We start from the raw sequence: 14,973 nt of genomic DNA, 5'->3' as shown, positions 1-14,973 counted from the left end.
CCCCCACACCCTCCCCTCCAAGGCCCCCGGCAGCGCCGAATGTGTGAAAGAGACGGGGTTCACCCGTGTCCTGGCGTTCATCGTTGACATGCTCCCGGCTTGGGTGCTCAGCGGCATCGGGTACGGCATCATGCTGGGCACCGGCGACACCACCTGTGTCGGTGCCGAGTACGGCTACGGCGGGTCTTGCGTGACGCAGCCGTCCGGTATCGGGGTCCTCGCCCAGTCGCTGCTGTCGCTGGCAGCGTTCGCGTACGTCCTGTGGAACCGGGGCTATCGCCAGGGCACGACGGGGCAGAGCCTCGGCAAGTCGGCGATGAAGATCAAGCTGGTGTCCGAGGCGACCGGTCAGCCGATCGGTTTCGGGATGGCGTTCGTGCGCGACATCGCCCACATCGTCGACATGATCATCTGCTATGTCGGGTTCCTGTTCCCGCTGTGGGACGCCAAGCGTCAGACCTTGGCCGACAAGATGATTTCCACGGTGGTGTTGCCCGCACAGTAGCGGCGGGCAGCCGTCATCGCGGGCTGCCACTAGGCTGATCCGCGATGACTGAACACCGCACGCCTCGGGGCCTGTCCACCAAAGCCATCCATGCCGGCTACCGGCCGGACCCCGCCACCGGCGCGGTCAATCCGCCGATCTACGCCAGCAGCACGTTCGCCCAGGACGGCGTCGGCGGTCTGCGCGGCGGCTACGAGTACGCCCGCACCGGCAACCCGACCCGGGCGGCGCTGGAGACCGCGCTGGCCGCGGTCGAGGAGGGCCGGTTCGGCCGCGCGTTCGGTTCCGGGATGGCCGCCAGCGACTGCGCGCTGCGCGCGGTGCTGCGCCCCGGCGACCACCTGGTCATCCCCGACGACGCCTACGGCGGCACCTTCCGCCTGATCGACAAGGTGTTCACCGAATGGGGGGTGGCCTACACGCCGGTCGCGCTGTCCGACGTCGACGCGGTGCGCGCGGCGATCACCCCGGCCACCCGGCTGATCTGGGTGGAGACGCCCACCAACCCGCTGCTGTCGATCGGTGACGTTGAAGCCATCGCCGCGATCGGCCGAAACGCCGGAGCGAAGGTGTTGGTGGACAACACGTTCGCCTCCCCGGCGCTACAGCAGCCGCTGACCCTGGGCGCCGACATCGTGCTGCACTCCACCACCAAATACATCGGCGGCCACTCCGACGTGGTGGGCGGCGCGCTGGTCACCAACGACGAAGAGTTGGACGCCGCGTTCGGCTTCCTGCAAAACGGGGCCGGTGCGGTGCCCGGCCCGTTCGACGCCTACCTGACGCTGCGCGGCCTGAAGACGCTGGTGCTGCGCATGCAGCGGCACAGCGAGAACGCTGCGGCGGTCGCGGAGTTCCTCGCCGCGCATCCGGCGGTGAGCACGGTGCTGTACCCGGGCCTGCCCGACCATCCCGGCCACGACGTGGCCGCCCGCCAAATGCGCGGCTTCGGCGGCATGGTGTCGGTGCGGATGCGCGGCGGCCGGCCGGCCGCCGAAAAGCTGTGCGCGGACACCGAGGTGTTCATCCTGGCCGAATCGCTGGGCGGGGTGGAGTCGCTGATCGAGCACCCGGGGGCGATGACCCACGCGTCGACGGCCGGTTCGCAACTGGAGGTCCCCGACGATTTGGTGCGGCTGTCGGTGGGCATCGAGGACGTCACCGACCTGCTGGCCGACCTGGAGCAGGCCCTGAGCTAGCTGCGCCCTCCGCCGAGCAGACGCAGAATCGCATTCGGCGGCCACGATTTATGCGAATTTGCGTCTGCTCGTGGGGGACAGGGCCCGGCCTCGGGTCCTATTACAGGGCTTGGCGGACGGCCGCCATCGTCACCGCCAGGTTGAACTCCGGCAGGTCGGGCTCGGACCCGTTGACCCAACCGCCGCTCGCGATTTCCCCGGCCCGGTCACGCACCCACGTCCAGCCGCGGTCGTTGAGGCTCAGCAACGCGTCCAACCCGTCGACGGTGTGCAGCAGCGAGATGATGGCGGCCGTCGCGGGATCCGGGCACTCGTGATCGAACAGCGCCGCCAGCATCGCCGCGCGCGCCGAGCCCACCCGGGCCCGGTCGGTCAGCGGCCACGAGTACGACCGCCGCAACCGCGTGCCGTTCAGCCGCACCTGGTGCACCTGGCCGGTGCGCTCCAGGTGCACCATCAGCAGGTCCGGGATGGAACGCCGGAGTTTGGCGATCGCGTCGGCGGGTCGCAGCGGGCGACGCAGCAGTAGCTGCAGGGCGGCCACCCCCACCGGGTCGACCGGGGCCGAGCCGGCCAACACCACCAGCCGACCGGCTTCCGCCGGTTCCCCGTCCACCGCGGGCCGGATCTGGCAGGCGTGGGCCAGGTCCAGCAACACCGCGGCGGTCAGGACACGGTCGCGACGAATCCGATCCAGCACGGGCTGCGCGGACGCATTGTCCAACAACAGCAGGAGGAGTTCCTCGGCAATCCGCGCCATCAGCGGAAAGTAACTGGCCTAACCTTCGTGCTCCGCGAGGACTATTCGTGGTACGGCTCGGCGCTGACCAAGGTCACCTTGATGGTGTTGCCGTTGGGCACCGTGTAGCTGCGGGTCTCGCCGACCTTCGCGTCGATCAGCGCAGCACCGAGCGGGGAGTTGGGCGAATACACCTCGAGCTTGCCGTCGTTGACGCCCTCTTGGCGGGTGGCGATCAGGAACGTTTCGGTGTCGGACTCGTCGCCGTTGTAGTAGACCTTCACCACCGACCCGGGCAGCGCCACCCCCGACTGGGTGGGCGCCTCGCCGACCTTGGCGTTGTTGAGCAGCTCCTGCAGCTGACGGATGCGGGCTTCCTGCTGGCCCTGCTCCTCGCGGGCCGCGTGATAGCCGCCGTTTTCGCGCAGGTCGCCCTCCTCGCGGCGGTCATTGATCTCCGCGGCGATCACGGGACGATTCGCGATCAGCTGGTCGAGCTCGGCCTTGAGCCGGTCATGTGACTCCTGCGTCAGCCAGGTCACCTGTGTGTCCGTCATCTCGTCGCGCTCCTTGTGTCGTCGGTCCCGCGATATTCGGTGGGCGGGCTTGGGTCCAGCTGCCGGGGGCACTGCGGTGGCGGCCGCGTGTATCGCCGAACCAGTGCGGAGTACCCCGGATACCGCGCACTAATGCAGCAATACACGGCCCCAGCATGGAACCGTGTATCCGCTTAGGGTACCACCGCGGCGGCTCGACGATGGTGAATGCGTGCTCAGGGGGCCCGTAGGTAGTCGGGGACGTCGGTGCCGCAGCCGTAGACGTCGCCCATCACCGGCGGTTTGCTGGATTTCACCGTGGTGGTGACCTGGACGGTTTCCTGCTCCGACGGTCCGACCAGCACTTCCCGGCGACCCGTTTCGCTGCCGTCCTTGGCGCGGGCCCGCACAATGCAGTCCACCGGCCGGGACGGGTCCGACCGGGTCACGCTGATCGTCACCGACACGGTTTCGTCGTCGATCAGCCGATAGCCGGCCAGTGTGCCCTTGACGTCGCCGGTGCCCAGCCGCTGGTAGCCGATCACGGCGACGACGGTGGCGGCCGCCACCGTCAACACCGCCAGCGCGATGATCACCCGGCGCCGGGTGCTCCGGGACAGCCGGGCACGCCCGTAGCGGTTGTCCGGGCGGGGGGCGGGGCCGTCGCCCCTCTGCGTGGTCATAGGTCGGATTTCCGGGCGTGGACGACAGGGTGAAACTATGGGGACCAGAACTTTCTGGAACTATAAGGCCACACGCCCAGCAAATGGCAGACGGAACAGGTACAACGCACGTGAGCGAACTGCGGTTGATGGCAGTACACGCCCACCCGGACGACGAGTCCAGCAAGGGCGCGGCCACCCTGGCCCGGTACGCCGACGCGGGACATCGGGTGCTGGTGGTGACGTTGACCGGCGGTGAACGCGGCGACATCCTCAACCCGGCCATGGACCTGCCCGATGTGCACGGCCGGATCGCCGAGATCCGCCGCGACGAGATGGCCAAGGCCGCCGAGATCCTGGGCGTCGAGCACACCTGGCTGGGTTTCGTCGACTCGGGTTTACCCCACGGCGACCCGCCGCCGCCGCTGCCCGAGGACTGTTTCGCGCTGGTGCCGCTGGAGGTCGCCACCGAGGCGCTGGTGCGGGTGGTGCGGGAGTTCCGCCCGCACGTGATGACCACCTACGACGAGAACGGCGGCTACCCGCACCCCGACCACATCCGCTGCCACCAGGTGTCGGTCGCCGCCTATGAGGCGGCCGGCGACTACCGGCGCTTCCCGGACGCCGGGCCGGTGTGGACGGTGTCCAAGCTGTACTACAACCACGGCTTTTTGCGGCAGCGGATGCAGCTGCTGCAAGACGAGTTCGCCAAACACGGTCAACAGGGCCCGTTCGAGAAGTGGCTGGCGCACTGGGATCCCCAGCACGACATGTTCGCCGACCGGGTGACCACGCGGGTGGAGTGCGCGGACTACTTCGACCGACGCGATGATGCGCTGCGCGCGCACGCCACCCAGATCGACCCCAAGGGCGACTTCTTCGCCGCGCCGATCGGCTGGCAGCAGCGGCTGTGGCCGACCGAGGAATTCGAGCTGGCCCGCTCGCGGGTGCCCGCGCACCTGCCCGAGACCGATCTGTTCGCTGGAATCGAGGCCGACCTGTGAACCACGCACTTGTCACGGCGCTCGGTGTGCTCGCCGACGACGCACCGCGCAACACCGGGCCGGACTTCGGCAAAGCCAGCCCGTTCGGCCTGCTGGTCATCGTGTTGCTGCTCATCGGCACGTTCCTGCTGGTGTGGTCGATGAACCGGCAGCTCAAGAAGGTCCCGGAATCCTTCGACCCGGAAAACCCGGAACCGGATCAAGCCGCCGACGAGGGCACGGTCGACCCCACCGACGGTGACGGTGACGAGCCGAAGGAATCCCCGCCGGAGCCGGCCGGCTAAGCGCGGCCCACACCCGCGCCGGTGACCGGTGTGTCGACGTGGACCGCACGGCGCGTGTCCGCGACGTGAACACTCGACGGTGCGCCGTTGCAGCGCCGTGCCAGTTCCGTTGGGGCATGCGATGATCGCCGTGTCCGCGGCTCGCGCTTGCGCTTCTTGCTGAGCAAGAGAGGTTCAGGGATGACGACTATCCGGGTGGGGGCGTGCCGTCGTCCGCGGTCCGTCCTGGCCGGCCCTGCCCTGATGGTCGCGCTGCTGAGCCTGGTCGCCGCGGTGGCCCCGAGGGCGCACGCCGACGCCGTCGACAACAACTTTCTGACGGCGTTGAAGACCCGCGGCATCGACTTCGCGTCCGGGCAATCCGCGATCATTGCCGGCCACGAGGTCTGCGATGAACTCGATCTCGGCAGGCAGAAAAGCGACGTGGTCTCCGACGTCATGAACAACAGCAGGCTGGACGGCTACCACGCCGGGTTCTTTGTCGGCGTCAGCATTAGCGCGTTCTGCCCGCGGCATTCCGGGTAGCCTCGTCCGGTCCGGGGGCTTGCCTAGCCCGCCGACGGCGGTCGCGGCATCACCGGCCCCCGGAGTTCCAAGCCGTACTCGAGGTCTTCGTACTTCTGCTGCTTGCGTTTGCGCCAGCCACTGCCCGCCGACAGCGGCGGCGGCATCAGCGGCGGCAGCGTGGGCCACCCGGATTGGCCGGCCGGCAGCGGCGATGCCGCCGCCGCGAGTTGGACCGGTGTTTGCGACGCGGGCAGCAACCCCACCACGGCCGGCGGCGCGGTCAGCTTGCCCACCGACACGCCGACCCCCATCGCGGCCGTCGGCTCCGCGGACAGCCCGGCGGCGCCCAACGCGCCCAAGGCTTCCGGCGCCAGGGCCGCCTCACCCTCCAACAGCCCCTGGCCGATCGAGCTGTCCACGCTTTGCAGCGCTTGGGCCGACGTGTTCTGCGCCAGATAGCTGAGCAGGTTGATCGGAAATCCGGACGAGACGAACTGGTTGGCGTAGGTGTTCGCCAGTCCAAACCAGCCGCTGTTGGGGTCGAAGTCGGCCGCCGACGCCAACGCCGAAGCCGCCGACGAGGTGGACGCCGCCGCCGGCGCCGCCCCGGCTTGCGCGGTGAGCCCGGTCGGCTGGGTGATCGACGCCGGGGCGGCGAGCTGCGGCAGCGTGGCCGCCTGCGTCGAGGCGGCCTGATAGCGGCTCATCGCCGCCGAGTTGTGCGTCCACATCCGCTGGTATTGGTCTTCGGTTTCCGCGATCGCCGCAACATTGCTGCCGAACCGGTTGCTGGCCAACAGCTGCGCCCGTCGCGTCCGGTTCGCCGCGACCTGCGCGGCGGGTACCACCGCCGCCCGAAACGCGTTGAATGCCGCCGCGGCGGCCTGCGCGGCGGACCCGACCTGCTGGCAGTGCTGTGCGGTGCTGCGCAGCCAGGTCAGGTAGGGCTCGACGGCGCGGACCATCGCCGTCGACGACGGGCCATGCCAGCTGCCGGTCAGCGACGACAACGTCGCGCCACAATCGGCGGCGGCTTCCTCCAGATTGGTGCCCAGTCGCTGCCACGCCGCGGAAGCCTCCAGCAGTGATCCCGCGCCGGGTCCCGAGTGAATCAGCGCTGAGCTGACCTCCGGCGGCAGCGCCATGAACTCCATGACGCCAAACGTCGATTACCGCCGGAAAACCTGCGGAACATTGTGTTGACGACGGTGAAAAAAGCCGAGGAACATTGGGGATCGACGCCGTGTCGGGCCCTCAGAACGCGATGGCGTTGACCGCGGTCGACAGGCGCGACTTGAACTCGTCGGGAACGGGGACATAGCCGTGCTCGGCCAAGCCAAGCTGTCCGGCGTCGATCGTGCTCTGCAGGAACGCCTTGACGGCCGCACCGACGCGCGCATCGGGGTACTTCGAGCACACAATCTCATAGGTCGCCAGCACGATCGGGTAGGCGCCGGGCTGGTTTGGCCGGTAAAACGAGATGGTGTCGAGGGCCAGGTCGTTGCCCTCACCGAGGAACCAGGCCGCAGAGATCGTCTTCCCCACCGAGTCGCTGCTGATCGCGACCGGGTCCGGGCCGGCCGACGTGATGATGTTGGCCATGGTCAGGTGTTGCCGCTGGGCGAACGACCACTCGGTGTAGCTGATCGATCCCTCGGTGCGCTGGACGGCCGCGGCGGCGCCGTCGCTGCCCGCGACGCCCTGCCCGACACCGCCGTTGAACGTCTTTCCGGCGCCTTTGCCCCACGCGCCGCCCGCCGCGGTGTCGAGGTATCGCTGGAAGTTATCGGTGGTGCCCGACTCGTCGCCGCGGAATACCAACCGAATCGGTTCGGCCGGCAAGGGGGCACCGGGGTTCAGCACCTGGATCGCGGGATCGTTCCAGCTCGTAATGTCCCCGTTGAAGATCTTGGCCGCGAGGGGACCGTCGAGGTTCAACGACGTCAGCCCGGTGACGTGGTAGGCGATGGCGATGGGGCCGAATACGATCGGCAGGTTCCACGCCGACGAGCCGCACCGCTGTTCTGCTTGGGTGTATTCGTCCTTGCTCAGCGGCGAGTCGGATCCACCGAAATCCGTTTTCTTGCGCATAAATTCGCCAACTCCGGCGCCGGAACCATTGGCAACGTAATTCAGCGACTGGCCCGGGCAGGCGTGTTGGAACGCCTTCACGAAACGGGTCATGGCGTGTTCTTGGGCGGTCGAACCGCTGGCTTTGAGGATCGTCTTGCCGCCGCAGGCCACCGAGTGTGCCGGTGCGCCGTCGCCGGTGGCGCCGGGGTCGCCGCCGCACCCGGACAGGAGCGTGGCGCCGACGGTCAGGATGCTCAACGCGACACCAAACCGATTGATTCGCAATCAGATTCCTTCGGTCGTTCCGGTGACACGATGCCGTCGCTGCCCGCGGCCCGCCAAAAATGCCGCCGTCCACGCTAACAAGATGGCACGTCAGCAAACGGGCTGATCCGGGCCTGAACGCAAGATTTCAGCCACAGTTTCCGATCTGGTTACGGTCCGGACGGGCGGGGCCGCACGCCTCGTCGGGGCCCGGTCTTGCTGACCTCGCCGCCGAACACGATTAACGTAGGGGGGTGGCCAATCGTCTGGACAACTCCACCAGCCCCTACCTGCGTCAGCACGCCGACAACCCGGTGCACTGGCAGGAGTGGACGCCGCACGCGTTGGCCGAGGCCGTCGACCGGGACGTGCCGATCCTGCTGTCGGTCGGCTATGCCGCCTGCCACTGGTGCCATGTGATGGCGCATGAGTCGTTCGAGGACGACGAGGTCGCCGCGGCGATGAACGACGGCTTCGTCTGCATCAAGGTCGACCGTGAAGAGCGGCCCGACCTCGACGCGGTCTACATGAACGCCACCGTGGCGCTCACCGGGCACGGCGGGTGGCCCATGACCTGTTTTCTGACCCCCGACGGCCGACCGTTCTTCTGCGGCACCTACTACCCGAAACCGGCGTTTTTGGAGCTGCTCTCGGCGGTCACCAACACCTGGCGCAACCGTCGCGGCGAGGTCGAGCAGGCCTCCGACCACATCGCCACCGAGCTGCGCTCGATGGCCTCCGGGCTGCCCGGCGGCGGGCCGGCGATCGATCCGGATTTGTGCGACGACGCGACCGCGACCGCGCTGCGCGACGAGGACACCGTGCGCGGCGGATTCGGCAACGCACCGAAGTTCCCGCCGTCGGCGCTGCTGGAAGCGTTGTTGCGCAACCATGAACGCACCGGATCGGCCGCCGCGCTGCGGGCCGTCGCCCGCACCGGCACCGCCATGGCCCGCGGCGGGATCTACGATCAGCTGGCCGGCGGATTCGCCCGCTACAGCGTCGACAACGCCTGGGTGGTACCGCATTTCGAGAAGATGCTGTATGACAACGCGCTGTTGCTGCGGGTGTACGCGCACTGGGCCCGGCGCACCGGGGACCCGCTGGCGCGGCGGGTGGCCGAGCAGACCGCCCGGTTTCTGCTGGTCGAGCTGGCCGACGCCGACATGTTCACCTCCTCGCTGGACGCCGACGCCGCCGGTAAGGAGGGCTCCACCTACGTCTGGACGCCGGCTCAGCTGGTCGAGGTGCTCGGTGACGCCGACGGGCGTTGGGCGGCGGAGGTTTTCGGTGTCACCCGGGAGGGGACGTTCGAGCACGGCGCGTCGGTGCTGCAGCTGCCGGTCGACCCCGACGACACCGCACGCTTCGAGCGGGTGGGCACCGCGCTGCTGGCGGCGCGGATGACCCGCGCCCAGCCGGGCCGCGACGACAAGGTGGTCACCGCCTGGAACGGGCTGGCGATCACCGCGCTGGTCGAGGCCGGTGTGGCGTTGGCGGCGCCCGCGCTGACCGCGGCCGCGCAGCGGTGCGCGACCGCGTTGCTCAGCACCCACCTGGTGGACGGCCGGCTGCGCCGGGCCAGCCTGGGTGGGCAGGTCGGCGACAGCGCGGCGATCCTGGAAGACCACGGCGCGCTGGCCACCGGGCTGCTGACCCTGTATCAGGTGACCGCCGATCCACAGTGGCTGACCGCGGCCACCGGGCTGTTGGACACCGCGCTGGCCCACTTCGCCGACCCCGATCGGCCCGGACGCTGGTTCGACACCGCCGACGACGCCGAGCAACTGGTGCTGCGGCCCGGTGACCCGCTGGACGGGGCCACCCCGTCGGGGGCCTCGCTGATCACCGAGGCGCTGCAGATCGCAGCCCACCTCACCGGGGGTGACGGCGCCGACCGGTACCGGCAGGCGGCCGCCGAGGCGCTGCAGGCGCACTCACCGCTGCTGGACCGGGCGCCGCGGTCGGCCGGGCACTGGCTGGCGGTGGCCGAAGCCGCCGTGCGGGGGCCGCTGCAGATCGCGGTGGCCTGCGATACCCCGCAGTCGGCGCTGCTGGCCGACGCGCGCCGGCTGGCGCCGGGCGGGGCGATCGTGGTCGGCGGCCAGTTGGACTCGTCGGAGTTGCTGGCGGGCCGGGACCGGGTGGCCGGGGCCGACGCGGCCTACGTCTGCCGCGGCCGGGTGTGCGACTTGCCGGTCAGCACCGCACCGGAACTGGCTAGCGCCCTGGGTGTGCCGCAGTAGTAGCGTTGCGTCCCATGCCGAGTGCCGAACACATCACCGAGACCGTCAACCGCTACATCGGGCTGGTCGCCAAGGGCAGCGCCGAGGATATCGCCGGCTTGTACGCCGACGACGCCACCGTGGAGGACCCGGTGGGCGGCGAGGTCCACATCGGCCGGCAAGCGATCCGCGGCTTCTACGCCGCGGTGGAGGGCGCCGAGCGGGACTGCGAGTTGGTGACGCTGCGGGTGGCCGGCAACGAGGCGGCGTTCCAGTTTCGGCTGACCGTGACCGCCGGCGAGCACCGGATGCTCATCGAGCCGATCGACGTGATGGTGTTCGGCGACGACGGCAAGATCGCCGCGATGAAGGCCTACTGGTCCGCCGACAACGTCACCCAGCTGTAGCCGGCGGGCGTCCCCGCGAGCAGTCCCCCGCGAGCAGACGCAAAAGCCCCCTTTTTCGGCCCGAAAAGGGGGCTTTTGCGTCTGCTCGCGCTTCAGAAGCCTTAGTACAGGGCGGCGAACCAGATCGCGATGTACTGGCAGATCGCGGCCACCGCCGTGCAGGCGTGAAAGAACTCGTGATAGCCGAACGTTCGGGGCCACGGGTCGGGCCACCGCAGTGCGTACATGATGGCGCCGATGCTGTACAGCGCGCCGCCGACGGTGAGCAGCACCATCGCCGCCACCCCCGCGTTGTGCAGGATGACCGCGATGAAAAACGCCGAGACCCAGCCGAGCATCAGGTACAGCGGCACGCCCACCCATTTCGGCGCGGTCGGCCAACACAACTTCAGCAACACCCCGGCGAGCGCACCGCCCCACACAATGGCCAGCACCAAGAGCCCGGTGCTGGGCGGCATCGCCAACACCGCGAACGGGGTGTAGGTGCCGGCGATGAACACGAAGATCATCGCGTGATCGACTCGCTTCATCCGGATCCGGGCGGCCACCGTTTTCCAGGTGATGCGGTGGTAGGTGGCGCTCACCGCGAACATCCCCACCACAGAAATGGTGTAGACGAAGGTCGATAACCCGGCCGCCAGCCCGGCCAGCGGCCAGGACACCGAGATCAGCGTGGCGCCGGCGGCCAGTGCCACCACCGCGGAGACCAGGTGAATCCACCCGCGGGCCCGCGGCTTGACGTGGGGCAAGGTGACATCGGGGGGCGAGGTTTCGGGCCCCGGCGTTTCGAGGGTGCCGGTCTGGGCGCTCATATCCCTCCTGACTCGCACCTTGATCGCCGGTAAATCTTGCCCATCACAGTAGTGTGGATTGTCGTGGAGATCATCCCGGCGCGCCTCAAGGAGCCGCTGTACCGGCTCTATGAGATGCGGTTGCGGCAGGATCTGGCGGCGTCGAAGTCGGTGCTGCCCCGCCATATCGCCGTGCTGTGTGACGGCAACCGGCGCTGGGCCCGCGACGCCGGATACGACGACGTCAGCTACGGCTACCGGATGGGTGCGGCCAAGATCGCCGAGATGCTGCGCTGGTGCCAAGAGGCCGGCATCGAGATGGCCACCGTCTATTTGCTGTCCACCGAAAACCTGCAGCGCGACCGCACCGAACTGGCCGCCCTCATCGAGATCATCACCGACGTCGTCGAGGAGATCTGCGCCCCCGTCAACCGCTGGAGTGTGCGCACGGTGGGGGACCTGGAGCTCATCGGGGAAGAGCCCGCGCGCCGGTTGCGGGACGCCGTCGCCTCCACGCGGGGGAAGAACGGCAGCTTCCATGTCAACGTCGCGGTCGGCTACGGCGGGCGGCAGGAGATCACCGACGCGGTGCGGGCCCTGCTGAACAAGGAGCTGGCCAACGGCGCCACCGCCGAGGAGCTCGTCGACGCGGTCACCGTGGACGCCATTTCGGAGAACCTGTACACCTCGGGTCAGCCGGACCCCGACCTGGTCATCCGCACCTCGGGGGAGCAGCGACTGTCCGGTTTCCTGCTGTGGCAAAGCGCGTACTCGGAGATGTGGTTCACCGAGGCGCACTGGCCGGCGTTTCGCCGGGTCGACTTCCTGCGCGCGCTGCGGGATTACAGCCTGCGGCACCGCCGCTACGGCCGCTGACGCTTTTTCCGCGGGCTGGCGCCGCCGTGCCACACTGAATTCATGGCTGCGCTGTCGGCGCTGGTGTTCACGTTGAGCTGGTGGCTCGGGCTGTACCTGCTGGCCCGCGACCCGCGCAAACCGGTGCTGGTGTTGGCCGCGGTCGGGTTGTGCGGGTTCGCGGTGGTGGTGGCCGCCGACGCGATCCGGGTGGTCACCCACCTGGCGGCGCTCAGCCACCTGGAGGTCTATCTGGTCGCGGTTCCCGGCGTGGCGTGGTTTGCGGTGCTGCTCGAGCTGTCCCGACCCTGCGATAGCACCCGGGCGCGCACCCGCGAGCTGCTGCTCGTCGGCGCCGCCGCGGCGTTGACGCTGCTAGGTGCGGCGATGGCCGGCAGCGTCGAACCTCCGCTGCGGGCGGGGCATTGGGTGATGTGCGCGGTGATTTCGGTGTCGACGCTGGGCGCGATGGTCAAGGCCCTACTCCGGCCCGCGCAGCCGGTCAGCGTCGTCGGGGTCGCGGTGGTCGCCACCCTGTTCTTCGCGCTCGCCAACGCCATCCTGGTCATCCCGCTGGGCCTGGTGCCCAGCGGGCTGGCGCTGGCCTCGACCGGGTTCGACGTGCTGCTGCTGGGGGTGGCGGTGGCGTTGTGGGACGCCTTCGACGAGGGCCAGGCGCTGCGCGCGGACATGCTGCGCTCCTGTGTGGGTACCAGCGTGGTCGCGGTGGCCTTCGGCGGTCAGGCGCTGGTCGCGTTGGCGCTCACCGGCAGCGCGCAATCCGTGCTGACGGTCCTGCTGTTCACCAGCCTGGCCGCCGCGGTCGCGGTGCAGGTGTTCGCCGACCCGCTGGCCGGGCTGCTGGACCGGGTGGCGTTTTGGCAGTCCCCGGCGCTGCGCGCCGACCGGGCCGCGCTGCGCAGCACCGAGGCGGCGCTGCCGCTGCGCGCCGCCGGCCCGCTCGACGACATCGACGACGACACGTTCACCCGCCTGACCCGCCGGGCGCTCGGCCACTACGGGGACCTGTCCAAACTGGTCGCCAGCCCGCTGACCGCGCTGCCGGTGATCGACGAGCGGCTGGCCGCGCGCGGGGCACCGGACCAGCCGCTGGAGCGGGCCAACGAGCTCAAAGCGTTGCTGGCCGACCACATCGCCCGACTCAAACCGCGCGACGGCGGCGAGTTCGGCACCACCGAGCAGTGGCGCTACTACAACTCGCTGTACTTCCCGTACGTGGTCGGGGTGCGCGCCTACGCGCAGAACGCCACCGCCGCCGGATTGGATCCCACGGCCCGGCAGGCCTGGCAGTGGTTTGTCACCGAGGTGCCACAGCGGTCACTCCACAACTGGCAGAACGCCGCGGCCCGGCTGATCGCCACCGACCTGCGCGGCCGGGTGCCCGCCTGCTGACCCGCTGACCTGGGCTTGGCAGTTGTTGGCAGTGCGCGGCGTCGATCTGGCAGCGGGGTGTGCGCAGTCTCGGAGGTGTTGACCTACCGCAACACCGAGGAGATTCCGATGACCGCCATCGCTACTCGACCACTCGCCGACTCCACCGATTCGCTGCTGCGCTTCGCTATGCGGGCCGACGCCACCCTCACCGGGTTGTGCGGCCTGCTCGCCGCGGCCGCCGCCGACCCGTTGTCGTCGCTGACCGGCCTGACCCCCGCCCAGGAGTACGGCCTGGGCGCGTTCTTCGTCCTCTACGGCCTGGCGGTGTACACCCTGGCCGCCCTGCCCAACCTGCGCCGCGCCGGCGTCGGCGTGGTGATCGCCAACCTGGTCTACACGCTGGCGGCGATCCTCGTCGTCGTCGACGGCGCCGTGCCGCTCCCCGCCGTCGGTGGGGTCGCCCCCCGGGGCACCGGGGTGTACACGGGGTTCTCCGCGCTGCTGAAGTCCCTCGGGGGGCGCCGTCGGGAGTGCCCCCCGCCCCGCCGGTGCGGGGCGCCGCCGTCAGAGGTTTGCGGCGCGCGGCCCCGCGCCGGCCTTCCCGCAGCGATCACCGAGCCCGACGATTGGAGCAACCTGCCATGCCCGAGATCGACCTGTCCGCCGGAAGGATCCGCTACCACGACAGCGGTGATGGCCCACCGATCCTGTTCGTGCACGGACTGCTGGTCAACGCGTCGCTGTGGCGCAAGGTCATCCCGGCCCTCGACGGCCGGTTCCGGTGCCTGGCACCGGATTGGCCGCTGGGCGCCCACCCGCATTCGATGCGCGCCGGCGCCGACCTGAGCCCGCACGGGGTCGCGCGACTCATCGCCGAATTCCTCGACGCACTCGAACTCGACGAGGTGACGGTGGTCGCCAACGACACCGGCGGCGCGGTGACCCAACTGATGTTGGCCCAGGGCTCCCCGCGCGTCGCTCGGGTCGTGTTGACGCCGTGCGATTCGTTCGACAACTTCTTGCCGCCTTCGCTGCGGATGCTGCAACACGTGCCGCGGGTGCCGGGCCTGATGACGCTCAGCGCCCAGTTGCTGCGGCTGCGCGCGCTGCAACGGCTGTCCTTTGCGACGCTGGCCAAACGGCCGATTCCGCGGGAGGTTGCCGCCGGCTGGCTGCGGCCGGTCATCGCCGACCGCGGTGTCCGACGCGACCTCGGCACCTTCCTGCGCGGCATCGACTACCACGACACCCTGGCCGCCGCGGAGGTGTTGCGCGGCTTCGGTAAACCGGTGCTGCTGCTGTGGCCGCGGAAGGCGCCGTTCTTCCCCTTCGCGCACGCCCAACGCTGGGCCGAGCTGCTGCCCGACGCGCACCTGGTGGAGGTGCCGGACGCCTACACCTTCGTGTCCGAAGACCAACCGGAGTTCACCGCCGAGGCCATCGCCGCGTTCGTCACGGCCGCCCCGCGCCCGGCACGGTAAGGCGGCCGGGTGCGCCGAGTGTGGGGTTGGGTCCCGCCCGCGAGCC

16 protein-coding genes and 1 pseudogene are annotated in these 14,973 nt (G+C 69.7%); 11 read left to right on the top strand and 6 right to left on the bottom strand.

The window, feature by feature from the left end; all coding sequences use genetic code 11:
• A partial coding sequence (locus BKN37_RS11880) for an RDD family protein (RefSeq protein ID WP_207547235.1) occupies positions 1-505 on the top strand: 505 nt, incomplete at its 5' end.
• A gap of 44 nt (positions 506-549) precedes the next feature.
• Positions 550-1,704 carry a cystathionine gamma-synthase gene (locus BKN37_RS11875; protein WP_071025964.1) on the top strand — a complete coding sequence of 385 codons (1,155 nt, stop codon included), beginning with the start codon at positions 550-552 and terminating at the stop codon, positions 1,702-1,704.
• Between the two features lie 100 nt (positions 1,705-1,804).
• Here BKN37_RS11875 and BKN37_RS11870 read toward each other — a convergent pair whose 3' ends face one another.
• From BKN37_RS11870 to BKN37_RS11860, 3 genes are all read right to left on the bottom strand, one after another.
• Positions 1,805-2,464: a GOLPH3/VPS74 family protein gene (locus BKN37_RS11870; protein ID WP_071025962.1), complete on the bottom strand. Its 660-nt coding sequence runs from the start codon at positions 2,462-2,464 to the stop codon at positions 1,805-1,807.
• Between the two features lie 41 nt (positions 2,465-2,505).
• Positions 2,506-3,000 (bottom strand): transcription elongation factor GreA, encoded by a 495-nt coding sequence (greA, locus tag BKN37_RS11865; RefSeq protein WP_071025960.1) that lies wholly within the window; start codon positions 2,998-3,000, stop codon positions 2,506-2,508.
• A 215-nt stretch (positions 3,001-3,215) separates the two neighbouring features.
• Positions 3,216-3,662 carry a DUF4307 domain-containing protein gene (locus BKN37_RS11860; protein ID WP_071025958.1) on the bottom strand — a complete coding sequence of 149 codons (447 nt, stop codon included), beginning with the start codon at positions 3,660-3,662 and terminating at the stop codon, positions 3,216-3,218.
• 110 nt (positions 3,663-3,772) lie between these two features.
• On the opposite strand from BKN37_RS11860, the gene mca reads away from it, so the two are divergent.
• The 3 genes from mca to BKN37_RS11845 all read left to right on the top strand — a co-directional run bounded on the left by mca (position 3,773) and on the right by BKN37_RS11845 (position 5,454).
• Positions 3,773-4,645: a mycothiol conjugate amidase Mca gene (gene mca / locus BKN37_RS11855; RefSeq protein WP_071025955.1), complete on the top strand. Its 873-nt coding sequence runs from the start codon at positions 3,773-3,775 to the stop codon at positions 4,643-4,645.
• On the top strand, positions 4,642-4,929 hold the full coding sequence (locus tag BKN37_RS11850; protein WP_071025953.1) for a hypothetical protein: 288 nt from the start codon (positions 4,642-4,644) through the stop codon (positions 4,927-4,929). Before mca ends, BKN37_RS11850 begins: the two co-directional genes overlap by 4 nt.
• Before the next feature lie 180 nt (positions 4,930-5,109).
• Complete coding sequence (locus tag BKN37_RS11845) at positions 5,110-5,454, top strand: DUF732 domain-containing protein (protein ID WP_071025951.1); 345 nt, start codon at positions 5,110-5,112, stop codon at positions 5,452-5,454.
• 23 nt (positions 5,455-5,477) lie between these two features.
• Here the strand turns inward: BKN37_RS11845 and BKN37_RS11840 are convergent, their stop codons facing one another.
• Positions 5,478-6,590: a PPE family protein gene (locus BKN37_RS11840; protein WP_071025949.1), complete on the bottom strand. Its 1,113-nt coding sequence runs from the start codon at positions 6,588-6,590 to the stop codon at positions 5,478-5,480.
• 100 nt (positions 6,591-6,690) lie between these two features.
• Entirely contained in the window at positions 6,691-7,794 is a 1,104-nt protein-coding gene (gene pstS / locus BKN37_RS11835; protein WP_071025947.1) for a phosphate ABC transporter substrate-binding protein PstS, read from the bottom strand.
• 233 nt (positions 7,795-8,027) lie between these two features.
• Between pstS and BKN37_RS11830 the strand changes: the two genes are divergently transcribed.
• Complete coding sequence (locus BKN37_RS11830) at positions 8,028-10,019, top strand: thioredoxin domain-containing protein (protein ID WP_071025945.1); 1,992 nt, start codon at positions 8,028-8,030, stop codon at positions 10,017-10,019.
• A 14-nt stretch (positions 10,020-10,033) separates the two neighbouring features.
• Positions 10,034-10,405 carry a nuclear transport factor 2 family protein gene (locus BKN37_RS11825; RefSeq protein WP_071025943.1) on the top strand — a complete coding sequence of 124 codons (372 nt, stop codon included), beginning with the start codon at positions 10,034-10,036 and terminating at the stop codon, positions 10,403-10,405.
• Positions 10,406-10,506: 101 nt separating this feature from the next.
• Here BKN37_RS11825 and trhA read toward each other — a convergent pair whose 3' ends face one another.
• The gene (trhA, locus tag BKN37_RS11820) at positions 10,507-11,217 is read right to left on the bottom strand and encodes a PAQR family membrane homeostasis protein TrhA (RefSeq protein ID WP_071025941.1); all 711 of its coding nucleotides are present in this window, start codon (positions 11,215-11,217) and stop codon (positions 10,507-10,509) included.
• Positions 11,218-11,280: 63 nt separating this feature from the next.
• On the opposite strand from trhA, the gene BKN37_RS11815 reads away from it, so the two are divergent.
• The 4 genes and pseudogenes from BKN37_RS11815 (at position 11,281) to BKN37_RS11805 (ending at position 14,927) form a co-directional block, all read left to right on the top strand.
• Positions 11,281-12,072, top strand: a complete 792-nt coding sequence (locus BKN37_RS11815; protein WP_071025973.1) for a (2Z,6E)-farnesyl diphosphate synthase — start codon at positions 11,281-11,283, stop codon at positions 12,070-12,072.
• A 42-nt stretch (positions 12,073-12,114) separates the two neighbouring features.
• Positions 12,115-13,464 (top strand): hypothetical protein, encoded by a 1,350-nt coding sequence (locus BKN37_RS11810; RefSeq protein WP_071025939.1) that lies wholly within the window; start codon positions 12,115-12,117, stop codon positions 13,462-13,464.
• A 108-nt stretch (positions 13,465-13,572) separates the two neighbouring features.
• Positions 13,573-13,977, top strand: a pseudogene (locus tag BKN37_RS27720) (hypothetical protein); the annotation flags it as partial.
• Between the two features lie 110 nt (positions 13,978-14,087).
• Positions 14,088-14,927, top strand: a complete 840-nt coding sequence (locus BKN37_RS11805) for an alpha/beta fold hydrolase (protein WP_071025936.1) — start codon at positions 14,088-14,090, stop codon at positions 14,925-14,927.
• The last annotated feature ends 46 nt before the right edge of the window (positions 14,928-14,973 follow it).

This window comes from Mycobacterium talmoniae, assembly GCF_001854525.1.
GTDB classification, from domain to species: Bacteria; Actinomycetota; Actinomycetes; order Mycobacteriales; family Mycobacteriaceae; genus Mycobacterium; species Mycobacterium talmoniae.
The sequence above is the reverse complement of the archived record's forward strand: the minus strand, read 5'-3'. Positions and strand labels throughout refer to the sequence as shown.